Source organism: Pseudomonas sp. 3-2 (genome assembly GCF_019710535.1).
In the GTDB taxonomy this organism is placed as follows: domain Bacteria; phylum Pseudomonadota; class Gammaproteobacteria; order Pseudomonadales; family Pseudomonadaceae; genus Aquipseudomonas; species Aquipseudomonas pharyngis.
In genome coordinates, this window is sequence record NZ_CP081200.1 from 5,946,649 (window position 1) to 5,962,521 (window position 15,873).

Consider the following 15,873-nt stretch of genomic DNA (forward strand, 5'->3'; position numbering starts at 1 on the left):
AAGGCCGCCAGTGTAGCGAATTCAACCGGCCAACGCGCTCCAGTCGAACGGCTCGGTAAAGCGTGCGGTGTCCTCGGCGACCAACGGCCGCGCCACCAGAAAGCCTTGCACGTACTGACAACCATGGGCTTGCAGCCACTGGTATTGCTCGACGGTTTCCACGCCTTCGGCAATCACCAGCAAGCCGTATTCCTTGCATAAGTCGATGACCGTGCGCACCAGTGAAGCGTCGCGGGACGAGTCCGGCAATCGGGCGATCAGGTGGCGATCGAGTTTGAGGGTATCCAGCTCCAGATCACGCAGATGCGCCAGCGAGCAGGCGCCAGAACCGAAATCATCCAGCGCCACCCGCACCCCGAGATTGCGCAGCAGCTTCAGCTGCTTGCGGGTCTCGTCCGGGTTGATCGTCAGCGCCTCTTCGGTGACTTCCACTTCCATCTGGTGCGGCTGCAAACCATGGCGCTCCAGCACCTGGCGCAATTCAGTCACCAGATTCGGCAGGCCGAACTGAGTGTTGCTCAGGCTCACGCCGATCACCAGATCCTTGGAGAACGCGGCCTCCCACGCCTTACGCTGCCCGGCGCTGCGGTGATAGATCCAGCTGCCGAGGCGGCTGATCAACGTCGCCTCTTCCAGCAACGGCAAAAACAACCCCGGCGGTACGTCGCCGACGCTCGGGTGCTGCCAGCGCAGCAACGCCTCGAAACCACGAACGCGACCATCGCCAATGGCCACCTGCGGCTGATACACCAGATTGAAATCGCGGTTCTCGATGGCATTACGCACGCTTTCTTCCAGCATCAGCCGCGACCGCGCGCGGCCGTTCATTTCATGATCGTAGAAGCGATATTGCTGACGCCCGGCACGCTTGGCCTCGTACATGGCGATGTCCGAGGCGCGCAGCAAACCGTCGAGGTTGTTGCCGCAATCCGGATAAGTGGCGATGCCGATACTCGCACCCAGCGCAATATCCAGCCCTTCAATCTGCTGACAGATCGACACCCGCTCGATGAGCTTCTCGGCGATCTTCGCCGCTTGCTCGGGGAATTCCAGATCCAGCAGCGCGGTGAACTCGTCACCGCCCATCCGCGCCAGAATGTCGAACGGCCGCAGGCAGGCTTTCAATTGTTCGGAGACCCAGCGCAACACCCGGTCCCCGGCATCATGGCCGAGGGAATCGTTGACCCTTTTGAAGCCGTCGAGATCGAGGTACATCAACACCCAACTGCTGTCCGTGCGCTCGCCGCGCAACAGCAGGTTTTCCACAGTCTGGTAAAAACCCCGTCGATTGAGCAGCCCGGTCAGCGGGTCGGTCACAGCTTGAAATTCCAGCTGCTGATGCAAATGACGCACCACCGACATGTCCAGCACCGTCACCACCATCGCGTGCTGTTCACTCGGCAGCGGCGCACAGGACAAGGCCACCGGCACCTGCTGCCCCGGTGCGGTGCGCAGCGACGCATCGTGTAGACGCAGCGTCTCGCCACGTTTGTAACCGGCGTAAAACTCGGAATCGGCCCACAGCGGAATATGCGGTTTCTGCAGGTAATCGAGAAACTCCTGCCCTTCCAGCTCCTTCACCGGCGCATTGAGCAGCCGGGAAATCGCCGGGTTGGCGAAGCGGATCAAGCCATCCTCACCCAACACCAGAATGCCTTCGGCGGCGTTATCCAGCACCGAGGCATTGAAGGCCCGCGCCGATTCCAGATCCTGACTCAAACGCTGCAACGCCCGACGATTGCGCTGGTGTTCCAGCAGCGCCTGGACTTTCGGCTTGAGAATCTGCGGATCGAAGGGTTTGAACAGGTAATCCACCGCACCGCTGGCGTAACCCTTGATCACGGCGTCCTGGGACTGCTCGTTGGCGGTAAGGAAAATGATCGGGGTCAGGCGCGTGCGCTGACTGCCGCGCATCAGCCGCGCGACTTCGAAACCGTCCATCCCCGGCATCTGCACATCCAGCAGCACCAGGTCGATGTCGTGTTCGAGCAACAGGTTGAGCGCTTCGTAACCGGAAGCGGCGGTCAATACCTGCCAGTCCTGGCGCTGCAGCAACGCGCGCATGCTGATCAGGTTTTCAGGGTAATCATCGACGATCAAAAGGACTGAGCTGCCTTCACCTGGCTGGGGTTGCGCGCATTCCATGCTGCTTCTCTTGTCGGGACAACTCGTGTCGGGGCATCTCGGGTCAGTGTTCCGGGCGGCTTCTCGTGAAAACCGTACAGTCACCGAGTCTTCACTCTAGTCCGGGATCTGTAAAAGCAATAGCTGTCATCCAGCCATCATTTAAACAAACCAGCAGGCAGCCGACTAACGGTCACCGCTGAAGCCCCCGAAAACCGGGAAAGGTGGCATTTCGACAGGATGTTGACGCCAATCATCTGCCGGACGGCCATTAACAAAAAATCCCTCTACGCTTATAAAGGCCGCCCCCAAGAGGCGCGGGCTAGAGCTTCTGGCACGCGCGTGCAAGAGAAATAGAGTGGAAGAACCGACATGATCGACCTCGCAACCTGGAACCTCAGCGTTCCCGTTGGCAGCCCGCCCTACACCGTCGAAACCTCCAAACTGGTGAACGGCTTCAAGGATCAGTACTTCCATTCCGACACCGGCACCCTGTTCTTCTGGTCCCCGGTGACCGGCTCGAAAACCGAAAACGCCATCTACCCGCGCACCGAACTGCGCGAAACCTACAGCAACGGCACCCTGCGCAACTGGTATTACCCCGACGCCGACAACCTGCTGCGCGCGACCCTTTCGGTCAACAAGGTGCCCAGTTCCGGCAAGATCGTCATCGGCCAGATCCACGCCTACGAAAGCCAGAAGCCGATGCTCAAGCTTGAGTACCAATACAAAGAAAAAACCGAGACCGGCAACCTGGTGATCAAACTGCGCACCCATCCGGATCAGGACGAAAGCCGCGTTATCACCCTCGCCACCGGGATCAAACTCAATCGCGAGTTCAACTACCTCATTCACCTGAGCCCCGGCGGTGCACTGGGCGTGAGTGCGGCCGGGTATCAGTGGGATTCGCAGATCAGCGCGACGTGGCGCAACAAACCGCTGTATTTCAAGGCGGGGGTGTATGTGCAGGACAACACCGGTTACACCAGCGAGGGTGGGCAGGTGACGTTCAGCAAGCTGGATATCGATCACGATAAATAGCAGCCGCGCGACCGTTTAAGGCTTCTGTTTAAAGGCAGTGCGCGTAACGTCCCGAAGCCTACAACGGCTTGCGTCACGGCCTACCGGTACGCCAGAATCCGCCGGCTTGTGCGCCTGGAGGGCCATCGGTAACTTGATTCGGGTCACTGATTCGCAGTGATCGGGTTTAGTAGCCCGTGGCTTCGAGCTTGTGCACAAGCATCTATCAGTCAGGAATTTCGATTCCTGCACCTGATGGCGACTGTGCGCAGGGCACCTTCGGGTGCGCCGGCTTGCTCGAAACCCCGGTCTACTAACCTGCGTACAGTTGCCTCCACTTTGATTAGTAGCCAGAGCGGGGGCACTCCAATCAGGTTTCGAGCAAATGACTAAATCTACGCCTCATCCGCCGGTCACAGACCCGGCCTCCCCCTACGACTCCATCGACCCCAAAAAACTCAACGAAGCCGCCGAACGCGCCCTCGACCACTACCTCTGCCCCGGCGCCCGCATCATGGCCACGGTCAACGAACCGGACCGCATGTACTTCGCCAACCCCGCCTACAACACCGAATCCCTCCTGGCCAACGCCAGCGAAACCCTCGGCTCCGCCAGCGAAATGCTCAACAACTTCGCCGCCTCCCTCACCCCCGCCGACCGCAAAACCGCGATTGGCATTGCGCAGTTGGTAATGCTTGGAGAACTGGCGGTGAATCAGGCGCTGGATCACGTTGAGCCGAAATAATCCGCTCTATCTAAAAAAACCCGCTTCACGGCGGGTTTCTCGAAATGAAATGTTGTGTTTACACAACATGAGCCTTCAAATGTTGCGATAGCGGAACATGGACTACGTCTTATTGATCAGCCGTCTAGGTAATCAACTACGCGAAAAACGTATAGCTCGTGGCCTGACGCAAGTACAACTTGCCGAGCTCGCAGGGCTGACACGATACAAAATCATCGCAGTGGAGAAAGGCGCTCCATCTGTCAGCATGATCACCTACGCACGCACCCTGGCGGCTCTGGATAGTGAGCTTGTTGTCATTCCAGCGGTTATGCCGACTCTTGAAGAGCTCGCGGAGGTATTCAAATGATCTCCGATTTTTGGATAGTTCTTAATCCACGCAAAAATCACCACCCACAAAAAACCCGCCTCACGGCGGGTTTCTTTCAAATCAGCTAAACACCCAGTCTCAATTGACCTTTGCGTTCAACTCACCCTTCAGGTAACGCTGATACATGCTTTCCAGCGAGATCGGCTTGATCTTCGAAGCGTTGCCGGCAGTGCCGAAAGCTTCGTAACGAGCGATACATACATCGCGCATCGCCTTCACGGTTTCGCCGAAGAATTTACGTGGGTCGAACTCGCTCGGGTTGGTGGCCATCAGGCGACGCATGGCGCCGGTGGATGCCAGACGCAGGTCGGTGTCGATGTTGACCTTGCGCACGCCGTGCTTGATGCCTTCGACGATTTCTTCAACCGGTACACCGTAGGTTTCTTTGATGTCGCCGCCGTACTGGTTGATGATCGCCAGCCACTCTTGCGGAACCGACGAGGAACCGTGCATCACCAGGTGAGTGTTGGGGATGCGTTTGTGGATTTCCTTGATGCGGTCGATGGCCAGCACGTCACCGGTAGGTGGCTTGGTGAACTTGTAGGCGCCGTGGCTGGTGCCGATGGCGATGGCCAGGGCATCAACCTGGGTCTTCTTGACGAAGTCAGCGGCTTCTTCCGGGTCGGTCAGCATCTGGCTGTGATCCAGAACGCCTTCGGCGCCGATGCCGTCCTCTTCACCGGCCATGCCGGTTTCCAGCGAACCCAGGCAGCCCAGCTCGCCTTCAACCGAAACGCCGCAGGCGTGAGCCATGGCGACGGTTTGTTGGGTCACGCGGACGTTGTATTCGTAGTCGGTCGGGGTCTTGCCGTCTTCGCCGAGGGAACCGTCCATCATGACCGAGCTGAAGCCCAGCTGGATCGAGCGCTGGCAGACGTCAGGGCTGGTGCCGTGGTCCTGGTGCATGCACACCGGGATGTGCGGGAATTCTTCGATTGCCGCCAGGATCAGGTGACGCAGGAACGGGGCGCCGGCGTATTTGCGGGCACCGGCCGAAGCCTGGACGATCACCGGGGAGTCAGTCTTGTCAGCGGCTTCCATGATGGCGCGCATCTGCTCAAGGTTGTTGACGTTGAAGGCTGGAACGCCGTAGCCGAACTCGGCTGCGTGGTCCAGCATCTGGCGCATGCTGATAAGTGCCATTGTGTGTGTCTCTCCCGGTTTGGGTCGTTAATCGTGCCAGCCTGCCGGAGCGGCGGCGGCTATTCAAGTGATTGCAGATCGGGGGTTGAGGCCCGGCCTGGTGATTCGATAAAGCAAATTCTGTTTTATTCGGCTTTGCAGCCCCGACCGATCAAATCATTGGTGGCGACCCAGTAGACCAGGCCTTCATTACCTTTGATGTGAAACGCCAGCATGTCGTCGCTGTACAGCGCGCCCGAGGCGCCCGGCTCTTCTTTCAGGTGATAGACCTGATCACCGCCGCCCAGACGCACATCGACTTCCTTGCGGGCGGCATCGGTGAAGCGCCACAGCACCTTGGCCTGGCTGTCGCAGGTCCAGGTGGTCCAGTTATCCACAGGGGCGGACGACTGGAACGGGTTCCACTGCGCGCAACCACCCAACAATCCCAGTGCCGCAACGGCGATCAAGCCTTTCATCCGTGTTCCTCGACCGACAGCGCACGCCGCCGGACTTGAGTAAAGAGTCAGACCGGTCAAGGACAACCATGTTCCTTGGCCGGGGTTTGCGTCTCGTATTTGTCCAGACCGTCCGGGCCCGAGCGCTTGTTCAGCACCGGGTTGGTTTCGGCCTGCCAGTCGGCCTGGTAGCAGCCTTTCTGGGCCTCGCCCGGTGCCGGTGTCGGCTCGGCCTTCGGGTTGCTCCCGCAGGCCGCCAGCGTACCGGTCAGCAGCAACAGCGCTAACGACTTGACCATCTGAACACTCCTTTGCCTGGCCAATCGGGCGGCCTCAGGCCTTGGCCCGGCTTTCCAGGACTTCAACGGCCGGCAGTACCTTGCCTTCGACGAATTCGAGGAACGCGCCACCGCCGGTGGAAATGTAGGAGATCTTTTCAGCCACGCCATATTTATCGATGGCCGCCAGGGTGTCGCCACCGCCGGCAATCGAGAACGCCGCGCTTTCGGCGATGGCTTCGGCGAGCACTTTGGTGCCGTTGCCGAACTGGTCGAATTCGAACACGCCGACCGGGCCGTTCCACAGGATGGTTTTCGACGACTTCAGCAGTTCGGCGAAGTTGGCCGCGGTTTGCGGGCCGATGTCGAGGATCATGTCGTCGGCAGCCACGTCAGCGATCAGCTTGACGGTCGCTTCGGCGCTTTCAGCGAATTCCTTGGCAACCACCACGTCGACCGGCAGCGGCACGCTGACCTTGGCGGCGATGGCGCGCGCAGTGTCCAGCAGGTCCGGCTCGTACAGCGACTTGCCGACCGGGTGACCGGCCGCCGCGAGGAAGGTGTTGGCGATACCGCCGCCGACGATCAGTTGATCGCAGATTTGGCTCAGGCTGTTCAGCACGTCGAGTTTGGTCGACACCTTGGAGCCGGCAACGATGGCCGCCATTGGCTTGGCCGGGGCGCCCAGGGCTTTGCTCAGTGCGTCCAGCTCAGCGGCGAGCAGCGGGCCGGCAGCGGCGACTTTGGCGAACTTGGCGACGCCGTGGGTCGAACCTTCGGCGCGGTGAGCGGTGCCGAAAGCGTCCATCACGAACACGTCGCACAGGGCGGCGTATTGCTGGGCCAGTTCGTCGGCGTTCTTTTTCTCGCCCTTGTTGAAGCGCACGTTTTCGAACAGCACGATGTCGCCGGCCTTGACGTCAACGCCGCCCAGGTAGTCGGCCACCAGCGGCACTTCGCGGCCCAGGGCCTTGCTCAGGTAGTCAGCGACAGGCTTGAGGCTGTTCTCGGCGGAGAATTCGCCTTCGGTCGGACGACCCAGGTGCGAGCAGACCATCACGGCCGCGCCTTTTTCCAGGGCCAGCTTGATGGTCGGCAGCGAAGCCAGGATACGCGCATCGCTGGTGACAACACCGTCCTTGACTGGGACGTTGAGGTCTTCGCGGATCAATACGCGCTTACCTTGCAGATCGAGGTCGGACATCTTCAACACGGTCATGGGTCGCACTTCCTACGGTTTTTTTGAAGTCGCTGTTTGCAGATAGTGTTCTGCAACATCCAGCATTCGGTTGGCAAAACCCCATTCGTTGTCGAACCAGGCCAGGATGTTCACCAGCCGAGGGCCGGAAACGCGGGTCTGACTGGCATCGACGATGGCCGAATGTGGGTCATGGTTGAAATCACAACTGGCGTGAGGCAATTCGGTGTAGGCCAGCAGACCTTTGAGCGGGCCGCTGGTGGCGGCGTCGCGCAGGATCCGGTTGACCTCGCCGGCGTCGGTGTCGCTCGCGGTCTGCATCGTGATGTCGAGGCAGGACACGTTGACCGTCGGCACGCGTACGGCTTTGGCCTGAATTCGCCCGGCAAGTTCCGGCAGCAGGCGCTCGATACCACGCGCCAGACCGGTGGACACCGGGATCACCGACTGGAACGCCGAACGGGTGCGGCGCAGGTCTTCGTGGTGATAGGCGTCGATCACCGGCTGATCGTTCATCGCCGAGTGAATCGTGGTGATCGACACGTAATCCAGGCCGACCGCCTGATCCAGCAGACGCAACAGCGGCACGCCGCAGTTGGTGGTGCAGGAGGCGTTGGACACCAGCAGTTCGTCGCCGGTCAGGCAATCCTGATTGACGCCGTAGACGATGGTGGCGTCGACATCCGCCTCGCTGGCCATCGGCTGCGAGAACAGCACACGCGGCGCGCCAGCGTCGAGGAAACGCTGGCCGTCTGCACGGGTGTGCCAGGCGCCGGAGCATTCGAGCACCAGATCGACGCCCAGCGACGCCCAATCGATGCCTTCGGGGGTGGCACTGCGCAGGACCTTCACGCAGTCGCCATTAATATGCAGACAATCGCCGTCGACCTTCACTTCGCCGGGGAACCGGCCGTGGGTGGAGTCGAAGCGTGTCAGGTATTCGATGCTGGCCATGTCGGCCAGATCGTTGATCGCGACAATTTCAAACCCTGCCGCCGGGCCTCGCTCGAACAACGCACGCAAGACGCAACGACCAATCCGGCCGTAGCCGTTGAGTGCAACTTTGTAGGGACGCGGTTGAGGCATGGGGTTCTCGATTACCGTGGTAAATCAGGCAGTGCAATGTTGCCTGAACCACCGCTTTCGCGGGCAAGCCCGCTCCCACAGGTTCTTTGGTGTACACAAAATGTGTGATCAACCTAAAACACTGTGGGAGCGGCGGTGCGACGATTCGACTTGCTCGCGAATACGCCAGTTCAGGCGACACCTTTTCTGGATCAGTCTTCCAGCAGCTCTTCAGCCTGACCCAGGATGTTTTCCAGGGTGAAGCCGAACTCTTCGAACAGTGCCGAAGCCGGAGCTGATTCGCCGTAGGTGGTCATGCCGATCACGCGACCTTCCAGACCCACGTACTTGAACCAGAAGTCGGCGTGGGCCGCTTCGATCGCGATACGCGCGCTGACCTGCAACGGCAGGACCGATTGCTTGTAGCTGGCGTCCTGAGCGTCGAACGCGCTGGTGCATGGCATGGAAACCACGCGCACTTTGCGGCCCTGCTCGGTGAGTTTGTCGTAGGCCTGAACCGCCAGGCCAACTTCCGAACCGGTGGCGATCAGGATCAGCTCAGGCTCGCCAGCGCAGTCCTTGAGCACGTAACCACCACGGCGGATGTCGGCGATCTGGCCGGCATCACGGGTCTGATGCTGCAGGTTCTGACGCGAGAAGATCAGCGCCGACGGGCCGTCCTTGCGTTCCAGAGCGTTTTTCCAGGCCACGGCCGATTCAACGGCATCGGCTGGACGCCAGGTGTCGAGGTTCGGCGTGCTGCGCAGGCTGGTCAGTTGCTCGATCGGCTGGTGCGTCGGGCCGTCTTCGCCCAGACCGATGGAGTCGTGGGTGTAGACGTGGATCACGCGCTGCTTCATCAGGGCGGACATGCGCACTGCGTTGCGGGCGTATTCCATGAACATCAGGAAGGTCGCGCCGTAAGGCACCAGACCGCCGTGCAGGGCAACGCCGTTCATGATCGCGGTCATGCCGAATTCGCGCACGCCGTAGTACATGTAGTTGCCGCTGGCGTCTTCGGCGCTGACGCCTTTGCAGCCTTTCCACAGGGTCAGGTTGGAACCGGCCAGGTCAGCCGAACCGCCCAGCACTTCCGGCAGCAGCGGGCCGAACGCGTTCAGGGCGTTCTGGCTGGCCTTACGGCTGGCGATGGTTTCGCCTTTGGCCGCAACGTCGGCGATGTAGGCGTCAGCCTTCTCGGAGAAGTCGGCCGGCAGCTCGCCGCTCAGGCGACGGATCAGTTCGTTGGCTTCGGTCGGGAACGCGGCGGAGTAGGCAGCGAAACGCTGGTCCCACTCGGCTTCGGCGGCGCGGCCTTTTTCCTTGGCATCCCACTCGGCATAGATGTCGGCCGGGATTTCGAACGGGCCGTGGTTCCAGTTCAGCGCCTGACGGGTCAGGGCGATTTCCGCGTCACCCAGCGGGGCGCCGTGGCAATCTTCCTTGCCTTGCTTGTTCGGCGAACCGAAACCGATGGTGGTCTTGCAGCAGATCAGGGTCGGCAGCGGGCTCTTGCGAGCGGTCTCGATGGCGGTCTTGATCTCTTCCGGGTCGTGACCGTCGACGTTGCGGATCACTTGCCAGTTGTACGATTCGAAACGCTTCGGCGTGTCGTCGGTGAACCAGCCTTCGACTTCGCCATCGATGGAGATGCCGTTGTCATCGTAGAAGGCAATCAGCTTGCCCAGGCCCAGAGTGCCGGCCAGGGAAGCGACTTCGTGGGAAATGCCTTCCATCATGCAGCCATCACCCAGGAACACGTAGGTGTGGTGGTCGACGATGTTGTGGCCTGGACGGTTGAACTGCGCGCCCAGTACTTTTTCTGCCAGGGCGAAGCCCACGGCGTTGGCCAGACCCTGACCCAGCGGGCCGGTGGTGGTTTCAACGCCCGGGGTGTAACCGAATTCCGGGTGGCCCGGCGTACGGCTGTGCAATTGACGGAATTGCTTCAGGTCGTCGATCGACAGGTCGTAGCCGGTCAGGTGCAGCAGCGAGTAGATCAACATCGAGCCGTGGCCGTTGGACAGCACGAAGCGGTCACGGTCGGCGAACGATGGATTGCTCGGGTTGTGCTTGAGGTAGTCGCGCCAAAGCACTTCGGCGATATCTGCCATACCCATAGGGGCACCGGGATGGCCGCTGTTGGCTTTTTGCACGGCATCCATGCTGAGGGCACGAATGGCGTTGGCACGCTCACGACGGCTAGGCATCGCTGATCTCCTGGGTGTGAATAGATTGAAACGGAAAAAAGGAGGGCATTTTCCCTCACCCGAGCGCCTCGGGGCAATGACAGATAGTCATCCGGAGACGTTTTTCCAATGGATAACATCGGTTTCGGTTGGTGAAACCTTTCCGCTGTTGGTTTGTAGAGTTAACCGGGCGGTGAGAAGTGCAATCGAATGCGCCATCCATCGAGCAATATCAAAACTTTTTGATATAGACCTTGCGATGCCTTCAGGCCGTCACTAGACTGCCAGCCCTATGAACCTACGCGTGCCTTCCATTCGCCATGACGATTGCGACGAGCTGGCGGCCCTGTGCAAGGCCGGCGGCGATCCGCTGCGGCTGAATGTATTGCGCGCTCTGGCCAACGACTCGTTCGGCGTACTGGAACTGGCGCAGATTTTCGGTATCGGCCAGTCCGGCATGAGCCATCACCTTAAAGTGCTGGCGCAGGCGGATCTGGTGGCGACTCGCCGCGAAGGCAATGCGGTGTTCTATCGCCGCGCCCTGCCCCACACCGAGTTGCTGGGCGGCAAGTTGCACGCTGCATTGTTAGAAGAAGTCGACAATCTGCCGCTGCCGGCCGACGTGGAAACCCGGATCGCACAGGTTCATGGGCAACGCGCGGCCAACAGCCAGGACTTTTTCGCCCGGGTCGCGGAGAAATTCCGCGCCCAGCAAGATTTGATTGCCGGCCTGCCGCAGTACCGTGAAAGCGTGCTGGCCCTGCTCGACAAACTGAATTTCGATGGCGCAGCCACGGCCATTGAAGTCGGCCCCGGCGATGGAGCTTTCCTGCCGGAACTGGCGCGTCGCTTCGGCACCGTAACCGCACTGGACAACAGCGCGGCGATGCTCGAACTGGCCCGTCAGGTATGTGAACGTGAACAGCTGGCTAACGTCAGCCTGCAATTGGCCGATGCATTGAATGGCGTGAGCCTTCAGGCCGATTGCGTGGTGTTGAACATGGTGTTGCACCATTTCGCCGCGCCGGCCGAAGCGCTCAAGCACATGGCCAGCCTGCTGCAACCGGGCGGTAGCCTGCTCGTGACAGAGTTATGTAGCCACAACCAGAGTTGGGCCAGGGAGGCCTGCGGTGATCTGTGGTTGGGGTTTGAACAGGACGATCTGGCCCGTTGGGCCACCGCTGCGGGACTCGTTCCCGGGGAAAGCCTCTATGTAGGCTTACGTAATGGTTTCCAGATCCAGGTTCGCCATTTTCAGCGACCGGCTGGCGACACTCACCATCGGTAAATTCAGGAAAACATCGAGATGAGCGAATACTCCCTCTTCACCTCCGAGTCCGTGTCTGAAGGACATCCGGACAAAATCGCCGACCAGATTTCCGATGCAGTGCTGGACGCCATCATTGCCCAGGACAAGCACGCACGCGTTGCGGTGGAAACCCTGGTCAAGACTGGCGTGGCCATCGTTGCCGGTGAAGTGACCACCAGTGCCTGGGTCGACCTGGAGCAGATCGTTCGTGACGTGATCTGCGACATCGGCTACACCAGCTCCGACGTCGGCTTCGACGGCGCGACCTGCGGCGTGATGAACATCATCGGCAAGCAGTCCCCTGACATCAACCAGGGTGTTGACCGTGCCAAGCCTGAAGATCAGGGCGCCGGCGACCAGGGCCTGATGTTCGGCTACGCCAGCAACGAAACCGACGTGCTGATGCCGGCACCGATCACCTTCTCGCACCAGCTGGTGCAGCGTCAGGCCGAAGCCCGTAAATCGGGTCTGCTGCCTTGGCTGCGTCCGGACGCCAAGTCGCAAGTGACTTGCCGTTACGAAGGCGGCAAGGTTGTCGGTATCGACGCCGTGGTTCTGTCGACCCAGCACAACCCTGAAGTGTCGTACAACGACCTGCGCGAAGGCGTGATGGAGCTGATCGTCAAGCACGTGCTGCCTGCCGAACTGCTGAGCAAGGACACCCAGTTCCACATCAACCCGACCGGCCAGTTCATCATTGGCGGCCCGGTAGGTGACTGCGGTCTGACCGGTCGCAAGATCATCGTCGACAGCTACGGCGGCATGGCCCGTCACGGCGGCGGCGCGTTCTCCGGCAAGGATCCATCCAAGGTTGACCGTTCGGCGGCCTACGCTGGCCGTTACGTTGCCAAGAACATCGTGGCGGCCGGCCTGGCCGAGCGTTGCGAGATCCAGGTTTCCTACGCGATCGGTGTGGCCCAGCCTACCTCGATCTCGCTGAACACCTTCGGCACCGGCAAGATCAGCGATGACAAGATCATCAAACTGGTCCGCGAAGTGTTCGACCTGCGTCCATACGCGATCACCACCATGCTCGACCTGCTGCACCCGATGTACCAGGAAACCGCAGCCTACGGCCACTTCGGCCGCGCTCCGCAGACCAAGACCGTTGGCGAAGACACCTTCTCCACGTTCACCTGGGAAAAAACCGACCGCGCCGACGCTCTGCGTTCCGCTGCCGGCCTGTAATTTTCCTGGCGGTACAAAAAGCCCCGCACGGTTCGCCGTGCGGGGCTTTTTCATGGCCGCGAAACAACCGGCAAAACAGCCGCCCGGCCCGCTTGGAAATCCCGGCTAGCCTTGAGGTATCTCTCTGAGCAAGGACGCTCACGATGCTTGCCACACTGCGCCTGTTTCTGTTTTTCCTGCCGTTTTTCCACCTCAACACCTTCGCTGCCGACTGCCCCGACTGGGCCGCCGCCCGGGCTTCGAGCGAAGTCGCCGCCCTGCAACAACAGATCGACCGCTGGGACGACGCCTATCATCGCGAAGGCCGGTCGGTGATCGCCGATGAGCTCTACGATCAGTCACGCCTGCGCCTGAACGAATGGCGCCGGTGCTTCAAGCTTCCCGCACCGCCCGAGCCGGTGCGCACCGCATCAGGCCCGGTTGCGCACCCGGTCGCTCACACCGGTCTGGACAAACTTCATGACGCGGCGGACATCGCCACCTGGCTGCACGACCGCCAAAACGTATGGGTGCAACCCAAGGTCGACGGCGTGGCAGTCACCCTGATCTATCGCAACGGCCGACTGCATCAGGCGATCAGTCGCGGGGATGGGGTTCGCGGGCAGGACTGGACCGTATCGGCAAAAAGGATCGGAGCCATTCCGCAACAGCTGACGCAACCGCAGGATCTGCTGGTGCAAGGCGAACTCTACTGGCGTTTGAACGGCCATAAGCAGGCACGTGCCGGCAGCGCCAACGCCCGCGCCACCGTGGCCGGTTTGTTGGGGCGCAAGGAAATCGACGCGGAACACGCTGCCGGCATCGGGCTGTTTGTCTGGGACTGGCCGCAAGGGCCGAAGGACTTGCCGGAGCGAATCGCGGCCCTTACGCAGTTCGGTTTTCCTACCACGGAGCCCTACACCCAGGCCGTCGCCAGCCTGAACGACGCGCAACACTGGCGCGATCACTGGTATCGCTCGCCACTGCCATTTGCCACGGACGGAGTGGTTCTGCGCCAAAGCCTGCGGCCACCGGCAGAGCGCTGGCAGGCTCGTCCGCCCTACTGGGCTGTCGCCTGGAAATACCCTTTTGCCCAGGCACTGGCCGATGTGCGCAAGGTGAACTTCAAGATCGGCCGCACCGGGCGCATCACGCCAGTGCTCGAACTGTCGCCGGTGATGCTCGATGACCGGCAGATCAAACGGGTCAGTGTCAGTTCGCTCAGGCGCTGGCAGGAACTGGACATTCGCCCCGGCGATCAGGTCGCGATCAGCCTGGCCGGACTGACGATTCCGCGCCTGGACAGCGTGGTGCTGCGCAGCACCGAACGCGTGGAGCTGAACGTTCCGCTCGCCCGCGACTTTCACGCCCTGAGCTGCTGGCAACCGACGCCGGGCTGCGAAAGCCAGTTCCTCGCCCGCCTGACCTGGCTCAGCGGCAAGCAGGGACTGGCCCTGCCCCATGTCGGTCGCGGCACCTGGGAGAAACTTCTGGAAACAGGCCGCCTGAACAGCCTGCTGGATTGGTTGACCCTCGACGGGCCGGAGCTTGCTAACATTGCCGGTCTCGGCGAGCGCAGCAGTGCCCGCCTGCTGCACAGTTTTCACAGCGCCCGCCAACGGCCGTTCCTGCAGTGGCTCAAAGCCCTGGGGCTGCCACCGACCGGTCAGGCAACACTCGCCGGTTCATGGCAAACGCTGGCACAACGCAACACCGAACAATGGCAGGCAGAAGCCGGAATCGGCCCGGGTCGCGCGGCGCAATTGAGCGCCTTTTTTCGTGACCCGCAGGTACTGGCCCTGAGTAAAACCTTGCAAGCCGCCGGTGTCGACGGCTTCTGAACACGCAATCCCCGGCCCACCGGGAACCCAAGTCCGCCGGAGCGCTCCAACAGCGCAGTGCTTCACCGATACGATTGCCTTTGCACATGGAGCTTTTATGAAATTTCTCGCACCGCTCGCCCTGCTGTCTTTCTGCGCAGTCCTCGCCGCCCCCGTGATGGCCGACGAAGACGCGCCGGGCCTGACCGGTTGTGCTGCCAAGAAGCAGGGCATCATCAATCAGATCGAACAGGCCAAGTCCCGCGGCAATGCCGACCAGCAGGCCGGCCTCGAAACCGCCCTGCGCGAAGTCACCGAACACTGCACCGACGCCGGCCTGAAGAAAGAGCGGGAAAACAAGGTACTCGACGCCAAGCACGAAGTGAGCAGGCGTCAGGCTGATCTGGACAAGGCCATGAAGAAGGGCGATCCGGAGAAGATCGACAAGCGCAAGAACAAGCTCGCTGAATCGCGCAAGGAATTGCAGGACGCGCTGGACGAACTCGACAAGTAAGAAAGCCGGGGATCACGGCCAAAGGCTGTGATCCCTTGAACATCAGTGGTCGCGAAACTCTTTATGGCAGGCACTGCAGGCTTCTTCGACTTTCTGCACGGCCGGCCCCAGGTTGCTGGCCTTGTAGGGTTGAACCTTGCTGGCGATCACCAGTTCACCGGTGGCCGCCTCAAGGGTGCGGGCCATTTCCTGGAAACGGGCCTGTTTCTGCCAGACATCGTCCTTGGCGCTGGTGTGATCTTCTTCGCGCACCTGCGGAAAATGTTTCCACGGCTCATGAGACAACGCATCGAGCTTGACCGCGCCTTCGGCGAATTTCGCTCCGTCGAACGGGATGCGCCCACGCAACATGCCACCCAGGTCTTCGCCGGTCCTGAGCATCTGCTTGAAGATCGCCTTGCGCTGGCCCAGCGGGGAATTCGGGTCGACACCGCCACAGGCGGACAAGGTCAGACAGGCCAGCAATACAACAGAAGTTCTTTTAAGAGTCATGG

General features: G+C 60.9%; 15 protein-coding genes. 7 read left to right on the top strand and 8 right to left on the bottom strand.

Features of this window, described 5'->3' with window-relative positions; all coding sequences use genetic code 11:
- Positions 1-21: 21 nt before the first annotated feature.
- Positions 22-2,145, bottom strand: a complete 2,124-nt coding sequence (locus K3819_RS27035; RefSeq protein ID WP_221398247.1) for a bifunctional diguanylate cyclase/phosphodiesterase — start codon at positions 2,143-2,145, stop codon at positions 22-24.
- Between the two features lie 351 nt (positions 2,146-2,496).
- Here K3819_RS27035 and K3819_RS27040 point away from each other — a divergent pair, with 351 nt between their 5' ends.
- The 3 genes from K3819_RS27040 to K3819_RS27050 all read left to right on the top strand — a co-directional run bounded on the left by K3819_RS27040 (position 2,497) and on the right by K3819_RS27050 (position 4,238).
- A complete protein-coding gene (locus K3819_RS27040) occupies positions 2,497-3,165 on the top strand; it encodes a polysaccharide lyase family 7 protein (protein WP_011336318.1) in 669 nt (222 codons plus the stop codon).
- 364 nt (positions 3,166-3,529) lie between these two features.
- Positions 3,530-3,889 carry a DUF6124 family protein gene (locus K3819_RS27045; RefSeq protein WP_221398248.1) on the top strand — a complete coding sequence of 120 codons (360 nt, stop codon included), beginning with the start codon at positions 3,530-3,532 and terminating at the stop codon, positions 3,887-3,889.
- A 97-nt stretch (positions 3,890-3,986) separates the two neighbouring features.
- Entirely contained in the window at positions 3,987-4,238 is a 252-nt protein-coding gene (locus K3819_RS27050) for a helix-turn-helix domain-containing protein (protein WP_085611946.1), read from the top strand.
- Between the two features lie 99 nt (positions 4,239-4,337).
- Here K3819_RS27050 and fba read toward each other — a convergent pair whose 3' ends face one another.
- From fba to tkt, 6 genes are all read right to left on the bottom strand, one after another.
- Positions 4,338-5,402 carry a class II fructose-bisphosphate aldolase gene (gene fba, locus K3819_RS27055; RefSeq protein WP_007959708.1) on the bottom strand — a complete coding sequence of 355 codons (1,065 nt, stop codon included), beginning with the start codon at positions 5,400-5,402 and terminating at the stop codon, positions 4,338-4,340.
- A 125-nt stretch (positions 5,403-5,527) separates the two neighbouring features.
- Positions 5,528-5,860, bottom strand: coding sequence for an MliC family protein (locus K3819_RS27060; protein ID WP_221398249.1), 333 nt, complete (start codon positions 5,858-5,860; stop codon positions 5,528-5,530).
- A gap of 56 nt (positions 5,861-5,916) precedes the next feature.
- Positions 5,917-6,138 (bottom strand): hypothetical protein, encoded by a 222-nt coding sequence (locus K3819_RS27065; protein WP_007959706.1) that lies wholly within the window; start codon positions 6,136-6,138, stop codon positions 5,917-5,919.
- A 34-nt stretch (positions 6,139-6,172) separates the two neighbouring features.
- Positions 6,173-7,336, bottom strand: coding sequence for a phosphoglycerate kinase (locus K3819_RS27070; protein ID WP_221398250.1), 1,164 nt, complete (start codon positions 7,334-7,336; stop codon positions 6,173-6,175).
- Positions 7,337-7,348: 12 nt separating this feature from the next.
- Positions 7,349-8,401: an erythrose-4-phosphate dehydrogenase gene (gene epd, locus K3819_RS27075; protein WP_064600007.1), complete on the bottom strand. Its 1,053-nt coding sequence runs from the start codon at positions 8,399-8,401 to the stop codon at positions 7,349-7,351.
- A gap of 191 nt (positions 8,402-8,592) precedes the next feature.
- Positions 8,593-10,590, bottom strand: a complete 1,998-nt coding sequence (tkt, locus tag K3819_RS27080) for a transketolase (protein ID WP_039767973.1) — start codon at positions 10,588-10,590, stop codon at positions 8,593-8,595.
- Between the two features lie 271 nt (positions 10,591-10,861).
- On the opposite strand from tkt, the gene K3819_RS27085 reads away from it, so the two are divergent.
- The 4 genes from K3819_RS27085 to K3819_RS27100 all read left to right on the top strand — a co-directional run bounded on the left by K3819_RS27085 (position 10,862) and on the right by K3819_RS27100 (position 15,379).
- Positions 10,862-11,857 (top strand): metalloregulator ArsR/SmtB family transcription factor, encoded by a 996-nt coding sequence (locus K3819_RS27085; protein ID WP_221398251.1) that lies wholly within the window; start codon positions 10,862-10,864, stop codon positions 11,855-11,857.
- A gap of 18 nt (positions 11,858-11,875) precedes the next feature.
- Complete coding sequence (gene metK, locus K3819_RS27090) at positions 11,876-13,066, top strand: methionine adenosyltransferase (protein ID WP_011336330.1); 1,191 nt, start codon at positions 11,876-11,878, stop codon at positions 13,064-13,066.
- 143 nt (positions 13,067-13,209) lie between these two features.
- Positions 13,210-14,886 carry an NAD-dependent DNA ligase LigB gene (gene ligB / locus K3819_RS27095; protein WP_221398252.1) on the top strand — a complete coding sequence of 559 codons (1,677 nt, stop codon included), beginning with the start codon at positions 13,210-13,212 and terminating at the stop codon, positions 14,884-14,886.
- A gap of 97 nt (positions 14,887-14,983) precedes the next feature.
- Complete coding sequence (locus K3819_RS27100; protein ID WP_039767970.1) at positions 14,984-15,379, top strand: DUF1090 domain-containing protein; 396 nt, start codon at positions 14,984-14,986, stop codon at positions 15,377-15,379.
- A 42-nt stretch (positions 15,380-15,421) separates the two neighbouring features.
- On the opposite strand, the gene K3819_RS27105 is transcribed toward K3819_RS27100, so the two are convergent.
- The gene (locus K3819_RS27105; RefSeq protein WP_085611952.1) at positions 15,422-15,871 is read right to left on the bottom strand and encodes a cytochrome c; all 450 of its coding nucleotides are present in this window, start codon (positions 15,869-15,871) and stop codon (positions 15,422-15,424) included.
- Between the last annotated feature and the right edge of the window lie 2 nt (positions 15,872-15,873).

What these genes read in the sequence shown, in the direction of transcription:
- K3819_RS27065 (WP_007959706.1), bottom strand. Translation starts at nt 6,138, where the DNA reads ATGGTCAAGTCGTTAGCGCTGTTGCTGCTGACCGGTACGCTGGCGGCC.
- K3819_RS27060 (WP_221398249.1), bottom strand. Translation starts at nt 5,860, where the DNA reads ATGAAAGGCTTGATCGCCGTTGCGGCACTGGGATTGTTGGGTGGTTGC.
- K3819_RS27045 (WP_221398248.1), top strand. Translation starts at nt 3,530, where the DNA reads ATGACTAAATCTACGCCTCATCCGCCGGTCACAGACCCGGCCTCCCCC.
- K3819_RS27100 (WP_039767970.1), top strand. Translation starts at nt 14,984, where the DNA reads ATGAAATTTCTCGCACCGCTCGCCCTGCTGTCTTTCTGCGCAGTCCTC.
- K3819_RS27105 (WP_085611952.1), bottom strand. Translation starts at nt 15,871, where the DNA reads ATGACTCTTAAAAGAACTTCTGTTGTATTGCTGGCCTGTCTGACCTTG.
- K3819_RS27085 (WP_221398251.1), top strand. Translation starts at nt 10,862, where the DNA reads ATGAACCTACGCGTGCCTTCCATTCGCCATGACGATTGCGACGAGCTG.
- fba (WP_007959708.1), bottom strand. Translation starts at nt 5,402, where the DNA reads ATGGCACTTATCAGCATGCGCCAGATGCTGGACCACGCAGCCGAGTTC.
- K3819_RS27040 (WP_011336318.1), top strand. Translation starts at nt 2,497, where the DNA reads ATGATCGACCTCGCAACCTGGAACCTCAGCGTTCCCGTTGGCAGCCCG.
- epd (WP_064600007.1), bottom strand. Translation starts at nt 8,401, where the DNA reads ATGCCTCAACCGCGTCCCTACAAAGTTGCACTCAACGGCTACGGCCGG.
- K3819_RS27035 (WP_221398247.1), bottom strand. Translation starts at nt 2,145, where the DNA reads ATGGAATGCGCGCAACCCCAGCCAGGTGAAGGCAGCTCAGTCCTTTTG.
- tkt (WP_039767973.1), bottom strand. Translation starts at nt 10,590, where the DNA reads ATGCCTAGCCGTCGTGAGCGTGCCAACGCCATTCGTGCCCTCAGCATG.
- metK (WP_011336330.1), top strand. Translation starts at nt 11,876, where the DNA reads ATGAGCGAATACTCCCTCTTCACCTCCGAGTCCGTGTCTGAAGGACAT.
- K3819_RS27050 (WP_085611946.1), top strand. Translation starts at nt 3,987, where the DNA reads ATGGACTACGTCTTATTGATCAGCCGTCTAGGTAATCAACTACGCGAA.
- ligB (WP_221398252.1), top strand. Translation starts at nt 13,210, where the DNA reads ATGCTTGCCACACTGCGCCTGTTTCTGTTTTTCCTGCCGTTTTTCCAC.
- K3819_RS27070 (WP_221398250.1), bottom strand. Translation starts at nt 7,336, where the DNA reads ATGACCGTGTTGAAGATGTCCGACCTCGATCTGCAAGGTAAGCGCGTA.